Source organism: Maribacter sp. TH_r10, from assembly GCF_033101095.1.
In the GTDB taxonomy this organism is placed as follows: Bacteria; Bacteroidota; Bacteroidia; order Flavobacteriales; family Flavobacteriaceae; genus Maribacter_A; species Maribacter_A luteus.
Genome location: NZ_JAWMPY010000001.1, coordinates 835,920 through 858,547 on the forward strand (window position 1 = coordinate 835,920; position 22,628 = coordinate 858,547).

The window sequence follows — 22,628 nt, forward strand, 5'->3', positions numbered from 1 at the left end:
TTTCAATCATTTATTCTCTTAGTTTAGGCCCTTCTTACTCTTACAAGAATGAGCGGTATGCTTGCGCTATCAGGATGACACTTACCTTGGCAGTATCGATTTATATCACCTTAATTTATTAAGTTGCTCTAACATTTTATAATATTCATTCGGAAATTCTTGACGAAATAATTTTCCAAAATCCTCATAATGCTCTCGACCAGAATCGATGCGTAATGAAATAAACTTAAATATTGAGTCAGTAGTTTCAACTAATTTATAAGATGGCAATTCGGTCTTGATTAAATTTCTATAGAAGTCAAACCCATCAATAAATTCTTTACCCTTTGTTTGTTGATTCATCCATCGCCTTACCTCCGGGTTCATTGCATGTACACTACAGATATTAAAGAATTGACGCCAAGAAATAATTAAGGAATCGAAAATTGATTTTCTGTTTTTTGTTGATCTGAACATTGGGCTAAATAACAAAAACGGAAGTAAACCGCCTGACCTATATTTTTTGCGACTTGAGATTAGTATTATATCGTCATTTCCCATAGTATAATTCCACATATCGGTATACGAATTAATATTTATAGATTCTTTTTTGACTATTAAAAAAATACCGAAATGTAGCCAACTGGGCGCTAAATAAAACAAAAGGGATGGCCACCAAAACCAATCATAATCGACTATAATCGTTTTGTTTGATTTTAATTGTTTGATCTCTCTTTTATCATTGTGCCATATTGTGACTCCGTACTTTTTAATAAATGATATATTTCTGTTTATTTTTCTCTGTGGTTGTTTAAATTTTGAAAAATAGGGTTTAGATAATGTATCGTTCAGCCACAAATACAAAACCCTTTCATCTTCCATTCCTCGATATACCTGTATTTCATGTTTTGCCAATTTTCCATTTGATACTTGAAAATCAGATAAAAATTCCCTTTGTAATTGAGTTATTAGCAACAAAAGAAGCATAAAGGCTCCCGATAAAAATGCCCATCTAGGACTCCACCAAAAAGAAACCATAATTATCTTAATTTATTTAATTCTTCTATTAGCTGTTTATATTGAGTAGGGAACTTACTTACGAATGACTGTCCAAATCTACTTTGTAAATCAAGAGCTACAGACATGGAATCTATAATTGATTCTAGTTCCACAGGTTTCCCCAAGGAGTTGACAATAGTGCCTACTGATAGAAGAGTATTTCCTAGTCGATATGTTTTAAGAACAAATCTTCCGTCATCGGTACTTTCAAGCCATTTTATTAAATTGTCCTTTAATATATACTCGCCAATATTTGTATAAAATGTATAAACCGCTAAACCTCTTTCAATACCTTTAACACCTTTAAGTAATGCTCCACCTGCGAAAAGGGTTGAAGCAATCATTGTAAAATCAGAAATATTCTCCTTAATAATTTCCCAGTTATGATTTAAGACTATCGTATGAAATAAAAATGCAGGAACTGGTAGAAATGTACCTTTTGGAATATTCAATTCAGGTATTTCCGAAGTAAATTCTATTAGTATTACATCGTAGGGGTCTAAAGATTGAAAAGACACAAAATTTTTAAAATCATAAAAACCATGACCTGATTCATCTATTGTCTCCCAAATATTATTGCAATTGTCAGTAGTACAATCAAAATACGTTATAACATTATCTCCATAATAATTGATTTTAAAATCTCCTACGAAGGTTACCTGTCCATTATCCAGCATTTCTGAACGATATCTTAAATCCGACTCTATGAAATATTTAAAGGTATCCTCCTGGTACCATTTAAATTTGACTTCCAAATCTTTATATTTATTTATATAATTATCTAAACCACCTTCGGATTCAATAAGTTTAGCAAACATGATTAGGTTTAAAGCGGTAAATTGTTCACTCCCACCTACGTTGTTTATCCTAGAAAATAATTCCGAGAATACACTTTTTCCACCTACCGTATAGTTCTGAATTTCATCAAAAAATTCTTTACCCTGATCTTCGGAGATTGAATTTATAAGTTTAATAATAAGACCTTCTTTGTTTGCGGTAGGTTTAAAAATATTTAGCCAATTACCTTCATTGATAAAAAACTCGTTTGTCAATAAATATTGAAGAATTTCTACTTTCTCCTTAACAGATAAGGTGGCTAATAGGTCGTGGGATGAATATCCTAATATGAAGAATAGGTCTGCCGTGTTAACGTTCTGTAGATCTGTGTTTTCTTGAAAAATTTCTTTAATTTTTATAAGTGTAGATGCATATTTCTGCCAAGCATCTTCTTGAGTCCAAAAAGAGTCAGATAGTGATTCATATATGTACTTATAATTTTTCCATATTAAACTGTTTTTTTCTTCTTTATTTAGTTTTTCTATTTGAGAAACTAGAGCGTTATAATAGTCTTTTCCGTTTTCGCAGATCAATTTTACCAAAGCATTTAGTGACTCTTTTTCACTATCATCTCTAATTGTTGTAATATATTCATCATAAAATTGCTGTCCGTAATAACACTTGTTCGTACATGGGTAGTTATAGGTATCTATAAGTGTTCCTTTGTTTTGATAATCTGTATATGTTTTTAGATTTTTGCTGTAGGTATAGGTTAAGCGTTTGTTGTCATAGCAACCTCCGTAAACAAAAAAGTTTACAAGCGAATCATCTTCTGGAGTTTCAGAATCAATTTTAAATTCTTCCTCATTACTATCAAAATAACCATTAAATTCCCCATCTTTTATCTGAGCTTGGTATCTAATATCGTTTTTTGTTCGAAAACCGGGAATAGCTCCTTGATATTCCTCACCTAAGGCAATGGCTATAATTTCACTTGATGTTTCAACATCAAGCGAGAAGGGCTTCCAATCAGGTGTAAACCAAATTTTACCGGCAATCTCACTATCTTCTTCATCTTGGAAAAGGAACAATTGCAAACTCTCATCACTCATAGCGGCCCAATTGGTATAGGAAAGTTGATCCCCACCACCATAATCCATTAGCCAGTCGGTACCACTACCAGATTTGTTTTCATCGTTTTGGAAAGGATGCGGTAAAGCAAATACGCCATGACCCAATTCGTGTGCGGCTACCAAACTCTGTGATGACTTGTCTTCCAATGCATCGGCCGTATGTGCCCCGAAAACATAACCCCATTGCCGTGTCTTGGGCATAAAACCACTTAGGGCTTTTCCCAGAGGAATATCAGAGGGGAGTAAGAACAAATGGTAAGCACTGCGGTTCCAGTCCTTATTATCATCTTTATATTTTTGCTGAATGTTCTTTAATTCCTGCGGGTAATCGGACATTAAACCGCTACCATCATAATCCAATATCTTGTTACCGTTGTCGTCCCAATCATTTTGGTCTAGGGTTAAAGCTTTTGTGGTTACCTTGAAAGTAGCACCGGCTTTGCCGTAAATTTCGTTAAGTTGTTTTTCTAGGTCAGGAATTTGACTACTACCGTTAACGGCAACCAGAACAACATCAATAACCCCGTGCTGTTTTATGTGGTGAATAAAGAAACTTGCGATTATCTTGTATTTACCGTCTTTCCCTTTATACGTTACTACGGCCTCATCACTATGGTAGCTGTTGCTTCCCGTTACGGTAATTGTAAAGGTGTCTCCATTTCTAGCGCTTTTTATTTGTGTGCCTTTAACCGTTTTGAACTGTAGACTGTCTAAGTCGATTTCAGGGTTGTTATTCTCTACAATGGCCAAAAATTCATCGGTTTTCCCTTCAACCACAGCCTTATGAATAGGGTAGTAAATACTCCCGTCGGTAGTAGTGGCTTTAGGATAGTTTGCCTTTTCATACGCACTATCTTCATCTACTTTGTCTAAGCCATATTTGGTGTTTTTAGAGGCTTCAAAATGTACGGTAATCCCCGTAGCCGATATGCTGGAAACAGAAGGGTCCGCAGCTGTACCCGAACCTTCTGAAATGCCGTCTGTGCTTTCAGCCGTACTGGCACCGCCTTCGGCTCCTTTTTCGCCTGTAGTTATATTGCCTTCCTTGTCGATGTTAAATGTATTTCCGTTGGCATCTGAAATTTCATAACTATCACCTTCATCATAGTCAAAGGTTGTTGTTTCTACGTTAGGGCCTGTAACGACTATCTTTCCGTTTTCTTTTTTAATATTTTCCGTAGAAAGGATTTCAAAACTGGTACTGTATGTTACATTTTCATCACCGCCGGTAAACTCATCAGTAATGTCTTCTGCAACATCTAAAACCGAATCAACGCTCAACATATTCTTCCATGTAGGATCGTAAACTGTGTTTACGGTGCCTTCGGCCATTTCTTGGTCGGTATTGATCAAGATATTGGTGAACTCAACAGCTACTTTAATATTTTTCAAGTACGGTAGAGACACATAGCCTTTACCTGTAAAACGGCCATTACTGCCACTGACCTCTGTTATTTTTACGGGAAAATCACCTGCTTTAAAAGAGGTTCCTGTACTGATATTGGCCAAAGGCTCCGTATTGGTTAAATTAATATCAGGTGTGATACCACAGTCTATGACACTTTCTTCTTCAAACTCCAATGGGGTTGTAAACTCCTTGGCTAGGCTCCAGTCGCTCCCGGTAACCGTACATTTTTTCTGTATTTGGTACTCATAGGTCGTACCTGCCTTTAAATCCCACAGGGTAAGCTGGTTGGTCGTGGTCTTGGAAAGGAACCATTCATTATCATTGCCTTTCTTGCGATAACGAACCGTGTATTCGGGAATATCGGTGGTAAAATCGTCCCAGAAAATATTGGCATTGGTACTGCCTTTTACCTCGTGGTTAAGACTTAAGGGTAAATCGCAACTGCCGGCATAGCTAAAAGAGAAAATCTCGCTATACCCCTCGTTTTTAAAAAGCCCTATTTCTTCAATGCCTTGTTTGGCCCTTGCCTGTACCCGCCATGCATAATTCTTGCCGGACAATAATAAGGGGTCTACCGGGCCATACACATAGGTGGTTGCCGTTGTGGTGGTTTGGAATACGGGGGGAGAACTTAAAAAAGCGGCTTGGGGGTCTATTTGGGTATCCCAGATTTCCACAAGGCTCAATTCGTATTCCACATTGGTGACATTGATACTTCGTGGGGTCCATTGAAAGACAATGCTTTGGGGATTGATCTCTTCAATATTGGTCTTATCGCGTGGCATGACCAAAAAGGGCGGCTCGTTTTGGAATACGACGGTGGTGGCGCAACTTTTGTTCGAAAGCCGGTTCCCGGATAATACATCATAAACCTCAAAACAGAATTGATAGGCGCCTTCGGGAATGGTCTGCCCATACACGTTGGGGGAAATTCCCGTAATGTTCTGAAATTGGAAGTATGGGGCCAACTCCACATTGGTCAATATTAAGGGTACCCCACCTTCTAAAAACAAGGGGTCGGCACCGACGACGATATCATTACTTTGAAATGTAATGCCATTGCCTTGAAAATGGGCTTTTAGGCGTACCTCGCGATTGGCGATCTCCAGGTCATTAAGAATGATCTGTACCCGTAAAGGACTACTGACGGTACTGGCATCGGCATAATCGGAAAAATGAATGGGAGCAGGGGGTATGGCCTGCGGAATAACCTGTACGGGGAAATTTTGGGCGGTGGCTGAGGTTATGGTAAAAGCTAAAATTAGTAGGCAGGTTGCAGTGTGCAGTGTGCGGTTTGTAGTATGCAGTATGCAGTACGCAGTATGCAGTGCAGAGTTTGCAGTATGCAGCTGGTTGATTATATGTTTTACTACCTTATTAATCATTTATTGTTGAATTTTTTTGGGTTACCAATCATGTATCCTAGTAATTTACCTACCTCAACTGTTTTGCTACATAAATCACTTTTTGTATCCATATTGATATAATTGCAAGAAAAAGCAAAATCTAACCAAACTTGGGTTTCGGTATTTTCCATATCGGCATCGGTCAACTTGGTGACAAAGTGTTTTTCGTATATTCTTTTTCTGTAACCTTCAGCAATATTCGCACAAACAGAACGTGAACTCCTACGTATTTGATCCGTAAGTGCATAACGCTCTTCATTTGGAAAGCCTTTTGATATTTCAAAAACCTCCATGGCTAAACTAAATGCAATCTGATACGCCTTTAATTCTTTATACATTTTTCTACTAATTACTGCCCACTGGTCACTGCCTACTGCCTACTGTCTACTGCCTATTACTTTAATTCTTATTGATATATTTCAATTGGAAATTATCAGGGTTCACGATTCCCAGTGATTTCAGGTAATAGAAGTCAATGATTTCCGTTTCCAGATAGTATTCCAACGCATCCAAATCCCCATTCGCCTCAAACTTTTTGAAAGCTTCCGCATTGGTTTGTTCTACAAACTGTTTTAAATACCCACTAGGGTTTTCAATATCTTCAAGGGTATTGAAATTCCTGAACCGTTGTTCCATCCAGCGGTGTCCTACGAGTTTCTGCAGTCGTTCTTCCTGTTCTGCAACGAGCTCTTTATAGGTGGTCCATTCTTCCTCACTAACATCTTTTTTGTCGGGATCGGTCTTTAAAATATGCTTGTCTACATTTACTTTGGTTTGTACAAAGCTGTTCTCGAGTATCATGTCTATTTTTCGCATATCGTGTTTCACCCTTCTGATGACACTGAAAAGTGCGTTGTTATAGGTGCTTAAAAAGTCTTCAAATGCGTAGAGTTCCTTTAAAAAGACCAAGGCATTTTCCTTATAATCCGCTTCTTTTTCCTGCTCCTTGGTGATGGCCAAAAGAAGGGCAAGGTCATCTTTCTTAAATGGTGGCATTGCAGCGAATTGGGAGCTTTGGAATACATTCGTCAACTGTTCGTTCAGTTCTGGAATGGTCCCGCTATATGACACATTGCGATATCTGAAACTCAAGGTGCCCATGCGATTCCTAGGGTCACGCTCGTTGGGATATCGGTTGCCTTTTCTTATGTTCAGTTTAAAATTGTCAAAGGCATAACTGTATCCGAAAGTTATGGTGAGGTCCCTACCGGTATTCAACGTTGAATTTCGGAATAACGCCAAAAAGTTTAGACTGAAATTGTGTTTTTGTAACCATAGATAATTACCCCCCAATCTAAAATTATAAACATTATTCTGTTGCTCCCCATTGGCGTAGGAAGTGTTATATGAGCTGGATAAATTGGTACGCAGCTGTTTGTCGAAAAACTGTTTGCCAATGGCCAAGGTAGGGCCCAGGGTTAAATTGTTATCCTCGGCAACCGTATTGTACGATGCATTTGCAGCCAACGATATGCTCAATGCCTGCTCGGGATAGCCCAAGGTGTAGGCAGCAACCCCATTATAAAACGAGTTTTTTCCACCTTCGATGGTTTCGCCCTCTTGTTGGTTGTCACTGTTTTGGTAAACCAAGTTGAGGTTGGTGCTGTGTTGTTTGGTTTCTGTCTTTTTAAGGATATAGTTGATGCCTAAATTGGCATTTTGTGATATTTGACGATAATTCAGGGTATCCACATTGTCAAATTCACCTACTTGGTTAATGTAATCAAATTGATCCCGGATATTGGTGTAGGATTGGAAGTTGGAATAGGAACCATTAAGTCCCAAACGTTCCGAAGCCGTGTAATTAAGGTTGACAGAACTTACGATACGTTGTTGGTCCGAAGTTTTGGCATTGTTAAGGTTATCTTGTTGAAGTCCGGCATTTACGCTGATATTCAATGCATTATTGAATAAGGTCTGATTGGCGTTAACCGTAATGTTCTCAAGGTCATTGTTGAAATAATAAGCGCCCAGGGTCTTGTAATCGGGGTCAATACGTTCATAGCCAACACCAAGGGTACCGTTGCCTGCTGGATAGTCGAAGGATACATTCAGGGCATTGTAATAATCGGTGCTGATATTCTCTTCCAATAAGAAGGAAAGTAACCCACTATTTGCTCTGGCATCGGTAAGTCTTGTATCTTCGGTTACCCCGGAAATGGCATACTCTACCCTCAATTGGGCTTTTTCGAATAGTTTGAATTGTGATTCAAAGGAAAGTACGGCGTTGTCTTTTGGTGAAAGCCCCAATTCAATGGGAAAAGGGTTTTCCAATGATTCTTCTTCGTCGGAAGCCTTGAATAGGATAACCCCGAATTTGGCAAAATCAAAATCGTAACTGGCCTTGACACCATATCCCATTCTTTTATAGGAGGTAATGGCCTGGGGTTCTTCCTCATTATATTCGGTAGCCCTTAAAAAACGACCATACATTCCGCTTATGTTGAATTTTCCTTCCGGCGCCAATTCAAAACCCGCACCGGTAAATTGGTGTCCACTCAAGGTATAGGGAGAAAAGGTCATGCTAACATCACCCAAGTGCGCTGTTGCCCATTTATAGGATGGGTGTAGGCTCAGCCGATTGAATTTAAATGGACTGGGAAAGTCGAAATTCTGGTTAGAATACGTGAACGATAAGGGGATGTTGTATACCCCTGCAATATTGAAATTCAGGTTCCCCGTAAGGTAATAGGTCAGGTCTTGCCGGTTGGCCGTACCGTCATAGAAGACAGCATTGGCAGCGACGCCACCATTATACCTAAGCCATTTCTCTTTGCCCAATTGGTCAAAGTTTATACTCTGGGAGAAACCAAGTGTACCGAACATGAGGAACAGGAGTAAATATTTATTCAAAAGAAATTCACTTAAAACTGTTAAAATACGTTAAAATTAACATTTCGTTATAATTTATTCGTTGAGTTGCACGTATATTTTTAACATTTATATTTATACTAATCGTAAATCAAATAGCATTTATTGTGTAGTGTAAGTCTTATTAATTTTTGTATTAAGTGTTTCATTGCCCACTACTTAGGCCATGGCTGTATTTTCAGTAAGAAAAAGTGTTGTATTCAAAGGAACGGAAAACGTTTTGGGATTGTGGGGTGAAAAGTCAAAAGGTTCCCAATCCAATAATTTTCCATTCGTGCCCTCCCGAGATATGGGTACTTAAAAGTTTGAATCCGACCGAGTAATGGGCCTGTAAAGAACGTTTGTTCTTGGCGTCTACTTCGGTAATGATTATTTCAAATTCGGATTTTACGGCATTTTGAATCGTTCGGTATAGGCCTCGGAAAATCCCTTTTTTACGGTAATCCTTATCCACACATACCTGACCCATGGCGATATAGTTCCCGATATTAGGCACCATGGTTTCGATTTCAAGGAACATGGGTTTTAATATGGCTATCTCATGTGAAAATTCAGGGTGCATGCATAAGGCATAGCCCACTACTTTATCCCCATCCTTGGCAATGATATGCGGACATACATCATTCATTCGATTTAAGATGTCAAAGGTGTGGGAAACGGTTACAAAGCCTTCTTTGAGTTGTTCTTCTTTTGGAACATTGGCATATAAATTACGTTGTTGCAATTCCAAAATCCGATTCAGTTCACTTTCCTCTGAAGCCCTTTTGTATACGACCATGGCAAGAAATTTCATTAAAGGTAATAAATTTGATACATGACTCTTTGCAAACGCTTCAAGGGGTGGGTTTTGTTAGTGCAATACAAGATATTATTGCTTATTTTAACGGGCGTTTTCTTATCGATTGCCTCATTGATTAAATGTGGTGTCGATTTTGGAAATAGGAGGGTAAAACCTTTATGGAAAAGATTGGGGAATCTGGGTAAAACGGCCATCCCATTCTTTACCCAATGGTTCCGACAGGTAAGGAAGGTTTTCGGTTTTGTTTACATGCTTAAAATATGAAGGAAGAAATAAAGAAGGAATTACTGGTATTGAAAAAGTATCTTTAAGCCTATGGAAGAAAGATTTTATATTCTGGCTTCTTTTGAATTTGTTGCCGATGTGCAAATATTGAAAGGAAAACTGGAATCAGAGGGTATACCCGTTTTTTTGAAGGACGAAAATACTTTGAATTCGGACCCCTTGATCAGTCATGCCATAGGCGGGGTTAAATTGCAGGTTTATGCCAAGGATAAAGAAAGGGCCTTGGAAATTTATAACGAGGTTCGGGCCTACGCTATTGACCATGAAGGCAACCCTATTGTTTGCCCTAATTGCAAAGCCCGGAAATCGGAAGCCTATTATAGGCGGAAGACTTTATTTTACAAGCTATTCCCTTTTTTTGAGGAGAAAAAATATAAATGCCTGAATTGTGGAATCATAACCAAACCGGATAAGCATGTTTAGCTTATTTATTACTGGAATTTACACGGCAGCGGAAACCGATGAGATATATAATGTAATGAATACGATTTTCGAACCGAAGACAAAAACCATTTGGTGATCAAAGGCGTTGTAAAATCTCCGCGTTTTCCACAGTAGCATGTACTTTATAATGCTTTAGTAAATATGCATCGATATATTCATTCTGCTGAACTTCCTTTTTATCAAAGACCCGCTTGTTTTTTCGGGTAACTATGGTTTTAGGTTGAAGGGTTTCCATGATATACCTTAGTTCTTCCATCGAAGTTACCCTTGGGTTATTATGAAAAGGGAACAGCTCATCACGACAGATATTACTCGGATGGGTAGCAGCTTTCGTGGGTGGTTTGGCATTCAACCCCCAATATCCTATATGGTATCCTAGAAAAAGGATGTTTTGGGTGTCCAGATGGTTTTCTTGAATATATTTGGGCACCGATATACCTTCCCCATTGAAAAAAGTATCCCGTTGGTATTTGTTTTGGGCAATATTGATATACTCCAGATACGTTTCCATGGGTATCAATAAGAGAATGAAAAGAAAATAAGGCTTCCATTTAAACCTTTTGAAAAATTTCAATTCACTGATAGCCATTACTGCCAAAAGCAATAGCATGGGATGTAGTTGGATCAAATAATGGCCGTTGATCCGTCCGCCTTTATAAAAAGCGAACAATACCCCGACAATGGCAACCAGTAAATATTGTACAGGTATAAGTTTAAAATTAAGTAGTTTCCTTTTCCAAGCAAATACAAAAAAGCCGGTCAAGACTACATATATAGGCGCTAATTTAAGAATGGAATATCTACGTGCACTTATATAGGCTACAGGAGCCTCGAAGACTGATGACACCCACAACCCGTGACTTCCTTGTATATAATAAGGTAATAATGTCAAGGCAATGATCAGCAAGATACCCGAACCATATAATGCGGCATAACCAATGGCTTTGATCCAACCTTGTCTTTTATAATGGTCATAGTATATATAGAACCCGAGGAACAAAAGGGCATAGGCAATGTTCATTTTGGTCATAACGGCGATACCCATAAGTAATCCCGAAAGGAAGGTCGTTTCCCATTTTTTGAACTTTATCAAGAGGTATAATCCCGGCATAAAGAAGGCCATACAAATATGTTCGGACATTACCCCTTGTAAGCTTCCGAACAGGGAAAGTAAAATCACTGTAGCGATTGCTGCCCATAAACCTGCTTTTTTGGAATGGGCCTCTTGGCCGATCTTATAAGTGAAAAATGCGGTACTGGTGACCAGTAGTACGCCAAGCAAACGAATGGCGATAAAGCTTTTTCCGAACACATAGATGATAGCGGCAAAAACAAGGAAAGTGATGGGGGGTTTTAAATCCCAAAGCTCTGTGTAGGGCAAATGGCCCTCTACCCATGATTGCCCCATAAGAATAAAGGTACTTTCATCCCGGTCAATATAATCCCTAAAGAAAAAGGGGAGGCGAATAAAGAGTGAAACGCAGGTTATAATCAAAAAAACCGTTCTTTCCTTTAGTTCGGCATGGTTCTTCAAAATAGAATTTATAAGCGTGTAAGACATGTATTTTATTGGGATTGATTCCCATACTCGCAAGATATATATAATACCAAATGATTTGTAAAAGGAACCTAAATAAAGTGATTTTTTTTAGATGGAATAAAGGATCCAAATTCAGCCAAAGTTAGGGTTTTATATACAATGTTCGCTACGAGAGAGGCTTTTACCGATCCAAATACTGTTGATGTTGTTATATGTACGTGGTGAACCATTCTTGGGGATGCTTTGGACAAAAGGATAATCGATAAAATATTCTATAACAAACCATCGTTACTTACTACATATAAGTTGAAAGTAATCGAATTTCAAAAATGAAAATATACAGGTGATAATCGTAAGTTTTGGAGGAAATGCAGTCTCGGTTTTACTTTCCGCTCAATGAATAGGATTATTCTTATTAAATTCAGTACCTTTCTTATACCAACTTAAAATCATGATTATGGAACAATGGTTCGCCGCATTGACTTCGTTTGAAAAAATATATTGGATCGTCGCTATTAGTGCTTCTATTGTATTATTGGTCCTCATGGCCATGACCTTTTTAGGGGGCGATGTAGATGATTTAAGTGGAGATGTTGATGTGGATATCGACGGGGATACAGGTATAGATTTCCAATTTCTGTCCTTTAAGAATTTAATGGGTTTCTTCACCATTTTCGGTTGGGTGGGTATCGCTTGTTTGGAAAGCGGGTATTCCAAGGCAATAATCATTATCGTTTCTGTAGTCTGTGGTCTGTTGATGATGTTGGCCATGGCTTCGCTGTTTTATTATTTAAGCAAAATGCAAAGTAGCGGAACCTTAAAGCTGAAAAATGCCCTTAACCAAATCGGGGAGGTATATCTGACCATAGGCGCTAAAAGGTCCACCATAGGTAAAGTAAGTATTAACGTGCAAGGAACGTTACGGGAACTCGATGCGCTTACCGAAGAAGATAAAGACCTTCATCAAGGTGATGTGGTCAAGGTCAAGGAAGTTACCGATAACGGAATATTGATTGTTCAACTCTTAAATAAATAACCAAAATGTTATTAGTACCATTACAATTGGGCGCTGGCGCCTCATTGCTGGCCATTGGCTTTGCAATTCTTTTCTTTTTCATCATCATAATTTCATTTATACGAAGGTATAAGCGTTGTCCGTCTGACCGTATTTTAGTGGTCTATGGTAAAGTTGGAGGTGGAAGTTCAGCTAAATGCGTGCATGGTGGGGCGGCTTTTATTTGGCCCGTTATCCAGGATTATGAGTTTTTGGATTTAACACCGATTTCGATAGAGGTTAATCTAGTTAATGCGCTGAGTAAGCAAAATATTAGAGTTAACGTTCCTTCTAGGTTCACCATTGGTGTTTCTACTGAACCGGGAGTTATGCAAAATGCCGCAGAGCGCTTATTAGGTCTTGGTCAAAATGAAATTCAAGATTTGGCGCAAGAGATTATATTCGGTCAGTTACGTTTAGTAGTGGCTTCAATGGATATTGAAGAAATAAACTCAGATAGGGATAAGTTTTTAGCTAATATATCCCAGAGTGTTGAATCGGAATTAAAGAAAGTGGGTCTAAAATTGATCAACGTGAACATCACCGATATCGTTGACGAATCGGGTTATATTGAAGCTTTAGGTAAAGAGGCAGCGGCACATGCCATAAACGCTGCCCGTAAATCGGTAGCTGAGAAGAACAGGGACGGTTCTATTGGAGAAGCCAATGCAGTGCAAGATGAGCGAACCCAAGTGGCAGCTGCAAATGCCCAAGCAGTTGAAGGGGAAAACACAGCAAAAATTGCAGTTGCAAATTCAGATTCACTTCGTCGTCAGAGAGAAGCTGAAGCGGAAAGAGTGGCGATAGCTTCAGAAAAAGTACAGGCAGCAAAAGCACTGGAAGAGTCTTATGCAGCAGAAAAAGATGCGGAAATCGCTAGGGCAGAAAGGGAGCGTAGTTCACAAATGGCGGATATTGTCGTACCTGCGGAAATTGATAAAAAGAAAGTGGAGATAGATGCAGAAGCAGACGCTGAAAGAATTCGAAGAAGAGCCAAAGGGGAAGCCGATGCCATACTCTTTAAAGCCCAAGCAGAAGCAAAAGGGTTATATGAAGTATTGACCAAACAGGCGGCTGGTTTAGATGAAATCGTAAAAGCAGCCGGAAACAATCCAAAAGACGCAGTATTATTATTGGTTGCCGATAAACTTCCTGAGCTAGTTAAAACCCAGGCAGAGGCTATTAAAAACATTAAGATCGATAAGGTTACGGTTTGGGATTCTGGTGCTAAGACGACTGATGGAAAAGGATCAACAGCCAACTTTATTTCAGGAATGTATAAATCAGTACCACCACTTCAAGAAATGTTCAACATGGCAGGAATGCAATTACCAGAATATTTAAAAGGAAAAGATGTTGTTGATGGGACCGTGGCCGAAGAAGATGGATCGAACAAAAAAGAAATATTAAAAGACGATTCAGAAGAATAATTAAAGATTGTTCTTCTACTGGATATAAACCTAGTTGCCATTCAAAGCAACTAGGTTTTTTTGTTCAAGGAAGGCTTTCGCTAAAAAAATCAATCTATAACAATAGATATGCTCAGGAAAATCGAATCTGAAATATTTGGATTTCCTAAGCAAGACCAATGACCTTATTATAGGCACTTTTCAACTTTTTGATTACAATTTCGATTTCTTCTTCATTTAAATGCCCAAATCCAAAACGAATGGCACAAGTGTTTTTATCTTGATATAAAATGGTTTTTGGCAAGAATAAATCTAATTTCGCGGCTTCTTCGGCAAGTTTCACCAAGGATATGGTTTCTATAAATTGCAACCATATGGCCAAACCGCCTAAGGGCATTTCCCAAGTAATGATGTTTTCAAAATAGTCCTGTAAAAAAAGGCACAAACTATCGCGACGTTGTTTGTAAGTGACGATGTTTTTTTTCTTAAGTCTATATATTTCTCCTTCGGAAATAAGTTCGGAAAGCATTTGTTCTTGTATTAAATCACCCTGTTTATCCAATAATTGTAAATAGTTTTTAGCTTCGGAAATCAAGTTTTCCGGTGCTACTACAAAGCCTGTATGAAAACTTGGAAATAACGACTGCCCCAATTTACCCAGATAAATGACCATTCCGTTGGCATCGGCACTTGCCATGGGTAACATGGCGGACCCTTCATATTGAAAATCGTGGTCATGATCATCCTCGATAATCGCAAATCCATGCGTCTTTGCCAATTGTAATAATTGTAATCGCCGTTTTGCACTCAACGTTACCGTTGTAGGGTAATCCCTATTGGCGCAAACATACACACAGCGAATACTTCCTTTTACAAAATGCTTTTTTATATACTCTATATTCAAACCTTCATTATCTACGGGAATAGTCCTAATCGCTGCACCGGCTTGTTGAAAAATCATGTTAGCGGCATAATTGCTCAACTGCCCAACCAACACCAGATCACCCTGTTTGATTAATAATTGTGAGACTATATACAGACTCATTTCCGTACTACGTGTATTTACTAAATTATTTGGTTTTATATGAAACCCTCGTGTGGCATTGAGATAATTACAAAGTTGTGTACTAAAAACCGATGGGGTCAATGTATTGGTTCTATTCCACTTATTAATTAATGGTTTTCGTTTCATGGCTGCACTATACCATCTTGAAAATTGATGCACAGGATGCAAACGTAAATCTGGTTTCCCATCGCCCAGCGTATATTTCAAAGAAGTTTCTTCGGTTGTCGAGGCCAAATGAAATGATTGTTGAAAAGGAAAACCGGCTACTTTCGGATACGTATAGGCCTGTTGGATATGTTGGGCCGGTGCCTTGATTTTTACCGTGGATTCTTCTGGTACCAAAACAAAAGTCCCTTTATTGGCAATAATATCTACCCAACCTTGTGAGGCCAATTCATCGTAAATGGCAACAGCGGTATTGCGATGTACCTTTAATAACTGACTTAATACACGGGTTCCCGGTAGTTTGCTGCCTTTTACCAAGTAGCCACGTTGTATGGCATTTATAACTTGTTGTGCCACTTGTATGTAAACAGGTTGCACAATCGTTTTGTCGTAAGTGACAAGTTGTTTTAATATTTGACTAACCGGACTATTCATTGTTTTAAAACTGGACTAGTTTAATCGTCCGGAAAATTACGACTTTTGCAGAATAAAATTAAATGATGCAATAACGACCATTGCAAAACACAAGAAGATGAAAAATTCAATCTTATTATATACATTTTTATTGATCTGCGCCTTTCGATTACATGCTCAACAAGAAGAGTCCATGATGAAAATCGATTCCTTGAGTGAAGTCGTGGTTACTTCAAATCGAATTGATCTTCCTTTCAAAGAAAATTCCAGGACCATAAATATCGTTTCGGCGACAGATATTGAAAATAGTTCTGCCGTTACCATTGCGGATTTATTACAGCAAGTTGCCGGTGTTGATATTAGAAGACGGGGTACTGGCGGAAGTCAGGCCGATTTATTCATTAGAGGTGGTGGTTTTGACCAAACCCTTTTATTAATAGATGGTATTAAAATGGACGATGCCCAAACAGGGCACCATACCATGAATGCTTCCTTACCACTTGAAGTTATTGAGCGTATAGAAATTATAAAAGGTCCTGCAGCCAGGGTTTTTGGGCAAAATGCTTTTACGGGAGCTATTAATATCGTCACCAAATCCAATTTGGATAATTCCGTTACTGCAAATCTTGAAGCCGGTTCTTTTGGTCAGCTTAATGGTTCTGTAACCGTTGGGTCCGAATTAGGGAATTCAACACATATTTTCCATGCCGGGAAAATGACTTCTGAAGGTTATAGAAACAATTCGGATTACGACAATTCAAATTATTTCTTAAAAAGTGTTTTCAATAAAAATGCACAACCTATTGAAATGATAGCGACTTTCTTTGATAAAAAATTCGGTGCCGAGAATTTCTACACGCCTAGTAGCTGGGGTTTTAATGAGTATGAAGAGACTCAAAATAGCTTAGTCGCATTAACGACCACTTTTATGTCCGAAAAACTGAAAATCCAACCACGGATCTATTGGAAACGGAATCAAGATATGTTCTTATTACAACGGGATGACCCTGATTTTTTCAGGAATTTCCATATTTCAAATAAAATCGGTGCTGAAGCCAATGCCGCTTATACCTCTAAATTAGGAATTACGGGATTTGGTATCGATATGTCAAAAGTGTATCTGCGAAGCAATAATTTAGGCCAACGTAATCGTTTTATGACCACCTTGTTTTTAGAACATAGATTTCAATTGGCGGACAGTCGTTTAGATATTACGCCTGGGGTCGCTATGACCTATTATTCGGATTTTAAATTCAATGCCTTTCCCGGTCTGGATATTGGTTTTGATATTACCAACAAACTTAAGGTTTATGGAAACATTGGTTATACCTATAGAATTCCGACTTATACTGATTTGTATTATAACGGAGGAGGAAGTGCTGGCAATCCGGATTTAGAACCCGAAGAAGCTTTAGCACAAGAATTGGGAATTAAATATGTTGCACCTAAAATTGCGGCAAGTATTTCGGTTTTTAATAGGGATGCCACAAATCTTATCGATTATATAAGACCAAATACAGATGTCGAAACATTTACGGCAACCAACATCACCGAGGTCAATACGAAAGGATTTGAATTTGATGCTGCTTATAATTTTGAGTTCAGTAACTTCAATCAAACCTTGGCAATCGGTTATGCTTTTTTAGATGACAATATTTTAGACCAAAACGAAGAATTATCCCGTTACTCATTAAATACGTTGAAACATCATTTTACAACCCGGTTAAGTACGCAATTATTTAAAAATGTACGTCAGAATATCGTTTACAAATACGCCGAGCGTACTACTGGGCAAACTTACAATGTTTGGGATGCTTCTATTTTATTGCAATTGAAACAAGTTGAATTCTCAATAACCGCAAGCAATATTTTTGATGCCGAATATATTGAGTCTGGCTTTACACCAATGCCACCAAGTAATGTGTTGTTTGGATTGCGTTACAGTTTTAAATAACGATAATGGTTTATTTACTTTTAAGGGTCATGGTCACGATGTGATTTCTAAAAGGTTTTTTGAAGACCTATTTTAAGAGATTTCATACATTTGTGGGATAATTCAACCCAATTTAACTTGAACTTAAACGAAATACCTCGGGTAAAGACCATTACCAAAGAAGCGTTTATAAAATCGTATTATAAACCGCAAAAACCGGTTGTTATTGAACGGTTCATCGAGGATTGGCCAGCCTATTCCAAATGGGATTTGGAATATATGCGAAAGGTTGCTGGGGAAAAGGAAGTTCCTTTGTACGATGATCGACCCGTGCATCACGAGGATGGGTTTAATGAGCCCCATGCCAAGATGAAGATGTCCGATTACATAGATCTACTTCAAAAAGAGCCTACCAAGTACCGTATTTTCCTTTGGAATATCTTGAAGGAAGTTCCACGATTGCAAGAGGATTTTACCTATCCCGATTTTGGACTTCGATTAATGAGAACCTTACCCATGCTTTTCTTTGGTGGCCGGGATTCATATACATTTATGCATTTTGATATTGATCTGGCCAATATTTTCCATTTTCATTTCGAGGGTAAGAAAGAATGCATTTTATTTCCACAATCGGAAAGTAAATACCTATATAAAGTCCCACATTCCTTAATTACCCATGAAAGTATAGATTTTGCGAATCCTGATTTTACGAAATGGCCGGCCTTAAAACAGGCAAATGGTTATAAGACCCATTTGAACCATGGGGAGCTTTTGTATATTCCAGAAGGTTACTGGCATTATATGCGGTATGTGACCCCTGGTTTTTCAATGAGTTTACGTTCTATTGCCAAGAATCCCAAGAATCTATTCTCTGCCTTTTACAACGTAATAGTAATGCGAAGTTATGATGGGATCATGCGTAAAATCCAAGGGCAAAAATGGATTGATTGGAAGAACCAACAGGCCGTTCAGCGAACAAATAGGAATGTGCATGGTGCAATCAAATAAGATTGGATATATTTGCCGCTCAAAAATTTATACATTAACCATTAAGATTATTAAAAATGAAAAAAGCAATAGTTGTTATAGCTATGATTTTGGGTGTTTCTTTTGTAAATGCACAAGCATTTGAAGGAAAGGATGACACTAAATTTCAAATCGGGGCCAACTTTCAAGAAAACGGTACCGGAATCGTGGTAACTTATGATTACGGAATGGGTGAAAACTTCTCAATTGGCGCAACATCGTCCTATATTTTGGGCGTTGAGGAAGCTATTGATGCCGATTTTGGCAATAGATTCGACCTAAAAGTAAGATTCAATGCAAACCTTGGTAGCGTAATGCAATTACCAAGCAATGTTGATGTTTATCCAGGTCTGAACTTAGGATTAAAGAATTTTGGAGGGCACTTAGGTACCCGTTATTTCTTTAGTGATGGTTTTGGTTTGTTCGCAGAGGCATCAGTGCCATTCGCAAAATATAAATCGGACGATTTAACTTTAGCGGAAGAATTACACAATCAATTTGTGTTTAGTATTGGGGCTACTTTTAACCTATAAAAAGGTTTTAAAGATTAAAAAGGGACGAATGTTTTGGCATTCGTCCCTTTTTTATTTGATTAGTTCAGTGATTTTTTCATACACCAAATGACTTTCCCAACCGCGGTAAAGTAGGTAATCGGCCAGTTTGCGTCTTCGTTTTTGAATATCGGTTTCTTTTAGAGAATCTACTCTTTTTTTGGCAAGGTTGTCCAAGGTTTCCAAATACAGGGCGTCATCGATTTCCGCTAAGGCGGATTTGATATTGTAACTGGAAATATGTCGTTGTTTCAACTCGTTCACGATTCTATTCCTGCCCCATTTCTTTATGTTGAACTTGCCTCTTGCAAAGCTTTGGGCAAAGCGTTCCTCGTTCAAATAATTCTCTTGGATCAAATGGGTTATAATTTGATCTATGGCCTCCGGGATCATGCGCATCTCCTTAAGTTTTGAGGTCACATCTTTATGACAACGTTCCTGATAGGCACAATAGCGTTCCAGTTTTTTGGTCGCTTCTGATAATGTATATGAATCTGTTTTTTTGAACAAGTTATTTGATGATATCAAAAAGTTAAAATTTAGACATTAGGAACGAAAAAGCAAATCCAATGATTAAGGAAAGAATTACTAAAATAATGAAAGCTGCGAAAAGTAAAGCCAGGAATATGATGATTTTTAATATTGATTGGCCTATGGAAAGCTTGTACAATCTCCCATAAACATAAGTATAATATAGGATCAATAAAGGGTATATTAAAAGATATAATCCCGGATAGAAGCATAAACTTATAAAGAAAACGAGAGTAGTGGTCAAAAAACTGAAACCTTGTATATAGCAATTTACTACTAAATGTTCTCCATAATTAAATGGTTTTCTATAAACCAAGAACGCCAATAATGTATAGCATGGCATTAAAGCAATTACAAATAAGTTAAAATACTTTAGCATTATTTTCGAAACATGATCAGATTGATCCATTTGTTGACTTTGAAAGTCAGGTTCAGCATAAGGGCCGCCTAACGTATCAGCCATCCAATCAATTTGTATTTTATTGAAATCACTCATTACAGATAAAAACTCTTCGTCATAAGCGTTGAAAACAAATAAGTTAATAGCCATTCCTATGGCCAAAAAAGTGAAAGGATTTACATATTTTTTTCGAGTCCCATCAAAATATTCCCTCAATAAGATTCCTGGTTTTAAGACCAAGGATTTAATGGTAAAAAAAAATTTATTATCCCAACCAAAGATGTTTTGGCTAACATCGGTCCACAAATTCTTTATCGAGATTCTTTCTGTTACAACTTTAGCGCCACAACTATTACAGAATTTGGAAGTTTCTTTAATAACGCATTTACAGTTTTTACAGTTCATTTGGTTGGTAATTTGGTATCAATATATTAAATAAGGGGTTATTCACAAACAAAAAAAGCGACTCCGTTGCCGAAGTCGCTTTAAAATTTAAATCTTTAGGTTATTTCTGTCTAAAGACCCTGTCATTTATCGTCAGGGTTAGTGCTGCCATTTGTTTTTCCGCATATCATGTATATGGAAAAACGGGGTTGCACTAATATATTGTTTTGCCGTTCTTATCCTTAAAACGGAATTCTAGATACGTATAAGCATCCCTAGGCTGGATCTTGATCCATTTCTTATGCTCCAAAAACCATTTAGTACGGATTGATGGAAAACCTTTAGTAAGGTAAGCCGCAATAAAAGGATGTATGTTCAAAGTGATCTTACTGTCCTTTTTAGGGCCTTTCAAAAGTTTTTCTAGGTCTACGTTTATTTTGTCTATTAAAACAATCGGAGCTTCTACTTCTTGACCCGCTCTATTGGGGTCCACTTCCGTTGTTTTAATATTCATTTCGGGACGTACCCGTTGTCTGGTGATCTGTACAAGACCAAATTTACTGGGCGGCAATATTTTGTGCTTGGCCCGATCATCTTTCATTTCATCACGAAGATGATCAAAAAGCTTTCTTCTATGGGGTGCTTTTACCATATCTATGAAGTCGATAACGATAATTCCTCCCATATCGCGAAGGCGTAATTGTCTTGCTATCTCTGAAGCGGCCAGCATGTTAACCTCTAAAGCGGTATCTTCTTGATTTTTTGCTTTATTGGATCGGTTACCACTGTTAACGTCTATGACGTGCAATGCTTCGGTATGTTCTATGATCAAATAGGCTCCTTTGCTCATTGTGGCCGTGCGGCCGAAAGAAGTTTTTATTTGTCTTTCTATTCCGAATTTTTCGAATATAGGAACGGTTGAGCTGTAAAGCTTGACCATAGATTCCTTGCCTGGAGCAATTTCTTGTACATAATCATGGACCTGGTTATAAAGCGTCTGGTCATCTACATGTATACCTGTAAAGGAATCGTTGAAAACGTCCCTTAAGATACTTGATGCCCTATTGAGTTCTACCAATACTTTGGATGGTGTCGGTGCTTTATACAATTTTTTACACATTGCTGACCATTTGTTCAGCAAGTTTTCTAGATCCTTGTCCAGTTCGGCGACTTTTTTACCTTCGGCGACTGTTCTGATGATAACTCCAAATCCTTTTGGTTTAATGCTCTTAACAAGCCTTTTCAACCTATCTTTTTCTTCTTTGCTTTCAATCTTTTGAGAGACCGAAACACGTTCGGAAAAAGGCACCATGACCAAATAGCGGCCGGCTAACGAAAGCTCGGAGCTGATTCTAGGTCCTTTGGTGGAAATGGGTTCTTTAACAATCTGTACTAATAAGGATTGGTTTGATTTTATGACATCATTTATGCTGCCATGTTTATCAATATCTTTTTCCAACGGAAAGTCTTTCAAGGAATAATCCTTGAGCTTCCCGGTACTCACTTGTTTTATGAATTTCAACATCGTGGATAATTGCGGCCCAAGGTCATGATAATGCAGAAAAGCATCTTTTTCATAACCTACATTAACAAAGGCTGCGTTAAGACCGGTAACGGGCTTCCTGACTTTGGCCAAAAATATATCGCCAACAGAAAAATCGTTATTGTCTTCCTCTTTGTGTAACTCTGTGAGTTTTCCTTCTTTTAGTAAGGCAAAATCGACGGCGTTGGAACTAGATCGTACGATTAATTCTCTATTCACCTGATTTTATTTATATCTGTTATACCGCGAATAATGCGGTGAACAAATAGATTAAACAATAGTAGTCACAGGTTGTATAAACCCGTCGAAATTCTTTTTAGAATTTCTATGTCAATGAACGTATTAAACGAAAAAGTAGTTGAGAACAACTACTTTTTCTTGTGTCGGTTAGCTCTTCTACGCTTCTTGCGCTTGTGTGTAGCTACCTTATGTCTCTTTCTTTTCTTACCAC

The 22,628-nt window shown here is 38.0% G+C and carries 16 protein-coding genes; 6 read left to right on the forward strand and 10 right to left on the reverse strand.

Going from position 1 to position 22,628, the window contains the following annotated elements; translation table 11 throughout:
- Nucleotides 1-105 precede the first annotated feature (105 nt).
- The 5 genes from R3X28_RS03430 to R3X28_RS03450 form a co-directional block, all read right to left on the reverse strand.
- Nucleotides 106-1,017: a hypothetical protein gene (locus R3X28_RS03430; protein WP_317662409.1), complete on the reverse strand. Its 912-nt coding sequence runs from the start codon at nt 1,015-1,017 to the stop codon at nt 106-108.
- 2 nt (nt 1,018-1,019) lie between these two features.
- The gene (locus R3X28_RS03435; RefSeq protein ID WP_317662411.1) at nt 1,020-5,741 is read right to left on the reverse strand and encodes a fibronectin type III domain-containing protein; all 4,722 of its coding nucleotides are present in this window, start codon (nt 5,739-5,741) and stop codon (nt 1,020-1,022) included.
- Entirely contained in the window at nt 5,738-6,100 is a 363-nt protein-coding gene (locus R3X28_RS03440; RefSeq protein ID WP_317662413.1) for a four helix bundle protein, read from the reverse strand. Before R3X28_RS03440 ends, R3X28_RS03435 begins: the two co-directional genes overlap by 4 nt.
- A gap of 61 nt (nt 6,101-6,161) precedes the next feature.
- The gene (locus R3X28_RS03445; protein ID WP_317662415.1) at nt 6,162-8,615 is read right to left on the reverse strand and encodes a hypothetical protein; all 2,454 of its coding nucleotides are present in this window, start codon (nt 8,613-8,615) and stop codon (nt 6,162-6,164) included.
- Between the two features lie 259 nt (nt 8,616-8,874).
- Entirely contained in the window at nt 8,875-9,426 is a 552-nt protein-coding gene (locus R3X28_RS03450) for a GNAT family N-acetyltransferase (RefSeq protein WP_317662417.1), read from the reverse strand.
- 321 nt (nt 9,427-9,747) lie between these two features.
- On the opposite strand from R3X28_RS03450, the gene R3X28_RS03455 reads away from it, so the two are divergent.
- Nucleotides 9,748-10,140: a DUF2007 domain-containing protein gene (locus tag R3X28_RS03455; protein ID WP_317662419.1), complete on the forward strand. Its 393-nt coding sequence runs from the start codon at nt 9,748-9,750 to the stop codon at nt 10,138-10,140.
- A 97-nt stretch (nt 10,141-10,237) separates the two neighbouring features.
- On the opposite strand, the gene R3X28_RS03460 is transcribed toward R3X28_RS03455, so the two are convergent.
- Complete coding sequence (locus tag R3X28_RS03460) at nt 10,238-11,722, reverse strand: ArnT family glycosyltransferase (RefSeq protein ID WP_317662420.1); 1,485 nt, start codon at nt 11,720-11,722, stop codon at nt 10,238-10,240.
- A 436-nt stretch (nt 11,723-12,158) separates the two neighbouring features.
- Here R3X28_RS03460 and R3X28_RS03465 point away from each other — a divergent pair, with 436 nt between their 5' ends.
- Nucleotides 12,159-12,737 (forward strand): hypothetical protein, encoded by a 579-nt coding sequence (locus R3X28_RS03465; RefSeq protein WP_154363216.1) that lies wholly within the window; start codon nt 12,159-12,161, stop codon nt 12,735-12,737.
- Between the two features lie 5 nt (nt 12,738-12,742).
- A complete protein-coding gene (locus R3X28_RS03470) occupies nt 12,743-14,185 on the forward strand; it encodes a flotillin family protein (RefSeq protein ID WP_317662422.1) in 1,443 nt (480 codons plus the stop codon).
- Nucleotides 14,186-14,330: 145 nt separating this feature from the next.
- Here the strand turns inward: R3X28_RS03470 and R3X28_RS03475 are convergent, their stop codons facing one another.
- A complete protein-coding gene (locus tag R3X28_RS03475) occupies nt 14,331-15,830 on the reverse strand; it encodes a PLP-dependent aminotransferase family protein (RefSeq protein ID WP_317662424.1) in 1,500 nt (499 codons plus the stop codon).
- A gap of 97 nt (nt 15,831-15,927) precedes the next feature.
- On the opposite strand from R3X28_RS03475, the gene R3X28_RS03480 reads away from it, so the two are divergent.
- The 3 genes from R3X28_RS03480 (at nt 15,928) to R3X28_RS03490 (ending at nt 19,301) form a co-directional block, all read left to right on the forward strand.
- The gene (locus R3X28_RS03480; RefSeq protein WP_317662426.1) at nt 15,928-17,763 is read left to right on the forward strand and encodes a TonB-dependent receptor plug domain-containing protein; all 1,836 of its coding nucleotides are present in this window, start codon (nt 15,928-15,930) and stop codon (nt 17,761-17,763) included.
- Nucleotides 17,764-17,880: 117 nt separating this feature from the next.
- On the forward strand, nt 17,881-18,750 hold the full coding sequence (locus R3X28_RS03485; RefSeq protein ID WP_154363208.1) for a cupin-like domain-containing protein: 870 nt from the start codon (nt 17,881-17,883) through the stop codon (nt 18,748-18,750).
- Between the two features lie 56 nt (nt 18,751-18,806).
- Entirely contained in the window at nt 18,807-19,301 is a 495-nt protein-coding gene (locus tag R3X28_RS03490) for a DUF6646 family protein (protein WP_282053698.1), read from the forward strand.
- A gap of 51 nt (nt 19,302-19,352) precedes the next feature.
- On the opposite strand, the gene R3X28_RS03495 is transcribed toward R3X28_RS03490, so the two are convergent.
- The 3 genes from R3X28_RS03495 to R3X28_RS03505 form a co-directional block, all read right to left on the reverse strand.
- A complete protein-coding gene (locus R3X28_RS03495; RefSeq protein WP_317662431.1) occupies nt 19,353-19,847 on the reverse strand; it encodes a regulatory protein RecX in 495 nt (164 codons plus the stop codon).
- 4 nt (nt 19,848-19,851) lie between these two features.
- Nucleotides 19,852-20,655, reverse strand: coding sequence for a DUF3667 domain-containing protein (locus R3X28_RS03500; RefSeq protein ID WP_317662433.1), 804 nt, complete (start codon nt 20,653-20,655; stop codon nt 19,852-19,854).
- Nucleotides 20,656-20,848: 193 nt separating this feature from the next.
- Nucleotides 20,849-22,396 (reverse strand): ribonuclease E/G, encoded by a 1,548-nt coding sequence (locus R3X28_RS03505; RefSeq protein ID WP_179955000.1) that lies wholly within the window; start codon nt 22,394-22,396, stop codon nt 20,849-20,851.
- Between the last annotated feature and the right edge of the window lie 232 nt (nt 22,397-22,628).

What these genes read in the sequence shown, in the direction of transcription:
- R3X28_RS03430 (WP_317662409.1), bottom strand. Translation starts at nt 1,017, where the DNA reads ATGGTTTCTTTTTGGTGGAGTCCTAGATGGGCATTTTTATCGGGAGCC.
- R3X28_RS03435 (WP_317662411.1), bottom strand. Translation starts at nt 5,741, where the DNA reads ATGATTAATAAGGTAGTAAAACATATAATCAACCAGCTGCATACTGCA.
- R3X28_RS03440 (WP_317662413.1), bottom strand. Translation starts at nt 6,100, where the DNA reads ATGTATAAAGAATTAAAGGCGTATCAGATTGCATTTAGTTTAGCCATG.
- R3X28_RS03450 (WP_317662417.1), bottom strand. Translation starts at nt 9,426, where the DNA reads ATGAAATTTCTTGCCATGGTCGTATACAAAAGGGCTTCAGAGGAAAGT.
- R3X28_RS03455 (WP_317662419.1), top strand. Translation starts at nt 9,748, where the DNA reads ATGGAAGAAAGATTTTATATTCTGGCTTCTTTTGAATTTGTTGCCGAT.
- R3X28_RS03460 (WP_317662420.1), bottom strand. Translation starts at nt 11,722, where the DNA reads ATGTCTTACACGCTTATAAATTCTATTTTGAAGAACCATGCCGAACTA.
- R3X28_RS03465 (WP_154363216.1), top strand. Translation starts at nt 12,159, where the DNA reads ATGGAACAATGGTTCGCCGCATTGACTTCGTTTGAAAAAATATATTGG.
- R3X28_RS03470 (WP_317662422.1), top strand. Translation starts at nt 12,743, where the DNA reads ATGTTATTAGTACCATTACAATTGGGCGCTGGCGCCTCATTGCTGGCC.
- R3X28_RS03475 (WP_317662424.1), bottom strand. Translation starts at nt 15,830, where the DNA reads ATGAATAGTCCGGTTAGTCAAATATTAAAACAACTTGTCACTTACGAC.
- R3X28_RS03480 (WP_317662426.1), top strand. Translation starts at nt 15,928, where the DNA reads ATGAAAAATTCAATCTTATTATATACATTTTTATTGATCTGCGCCTTT.
- R3X28_RS03490 (WP_282053698.1), top strand. Translation starts at nt 18,807, where the DNA reads ATGAAAAAAGCAATAGTTGTTATAGCTATGATTTTGGGTGTTTCTTTT.
- R3X28_RS03500 (WP_317662433.1), bottom strand. Translation starts at nt 20,655, where the DNA reads ATGAACTGTAAAAACTGTAAATGCGTTATTAAAGAAACTTCCAAATTC.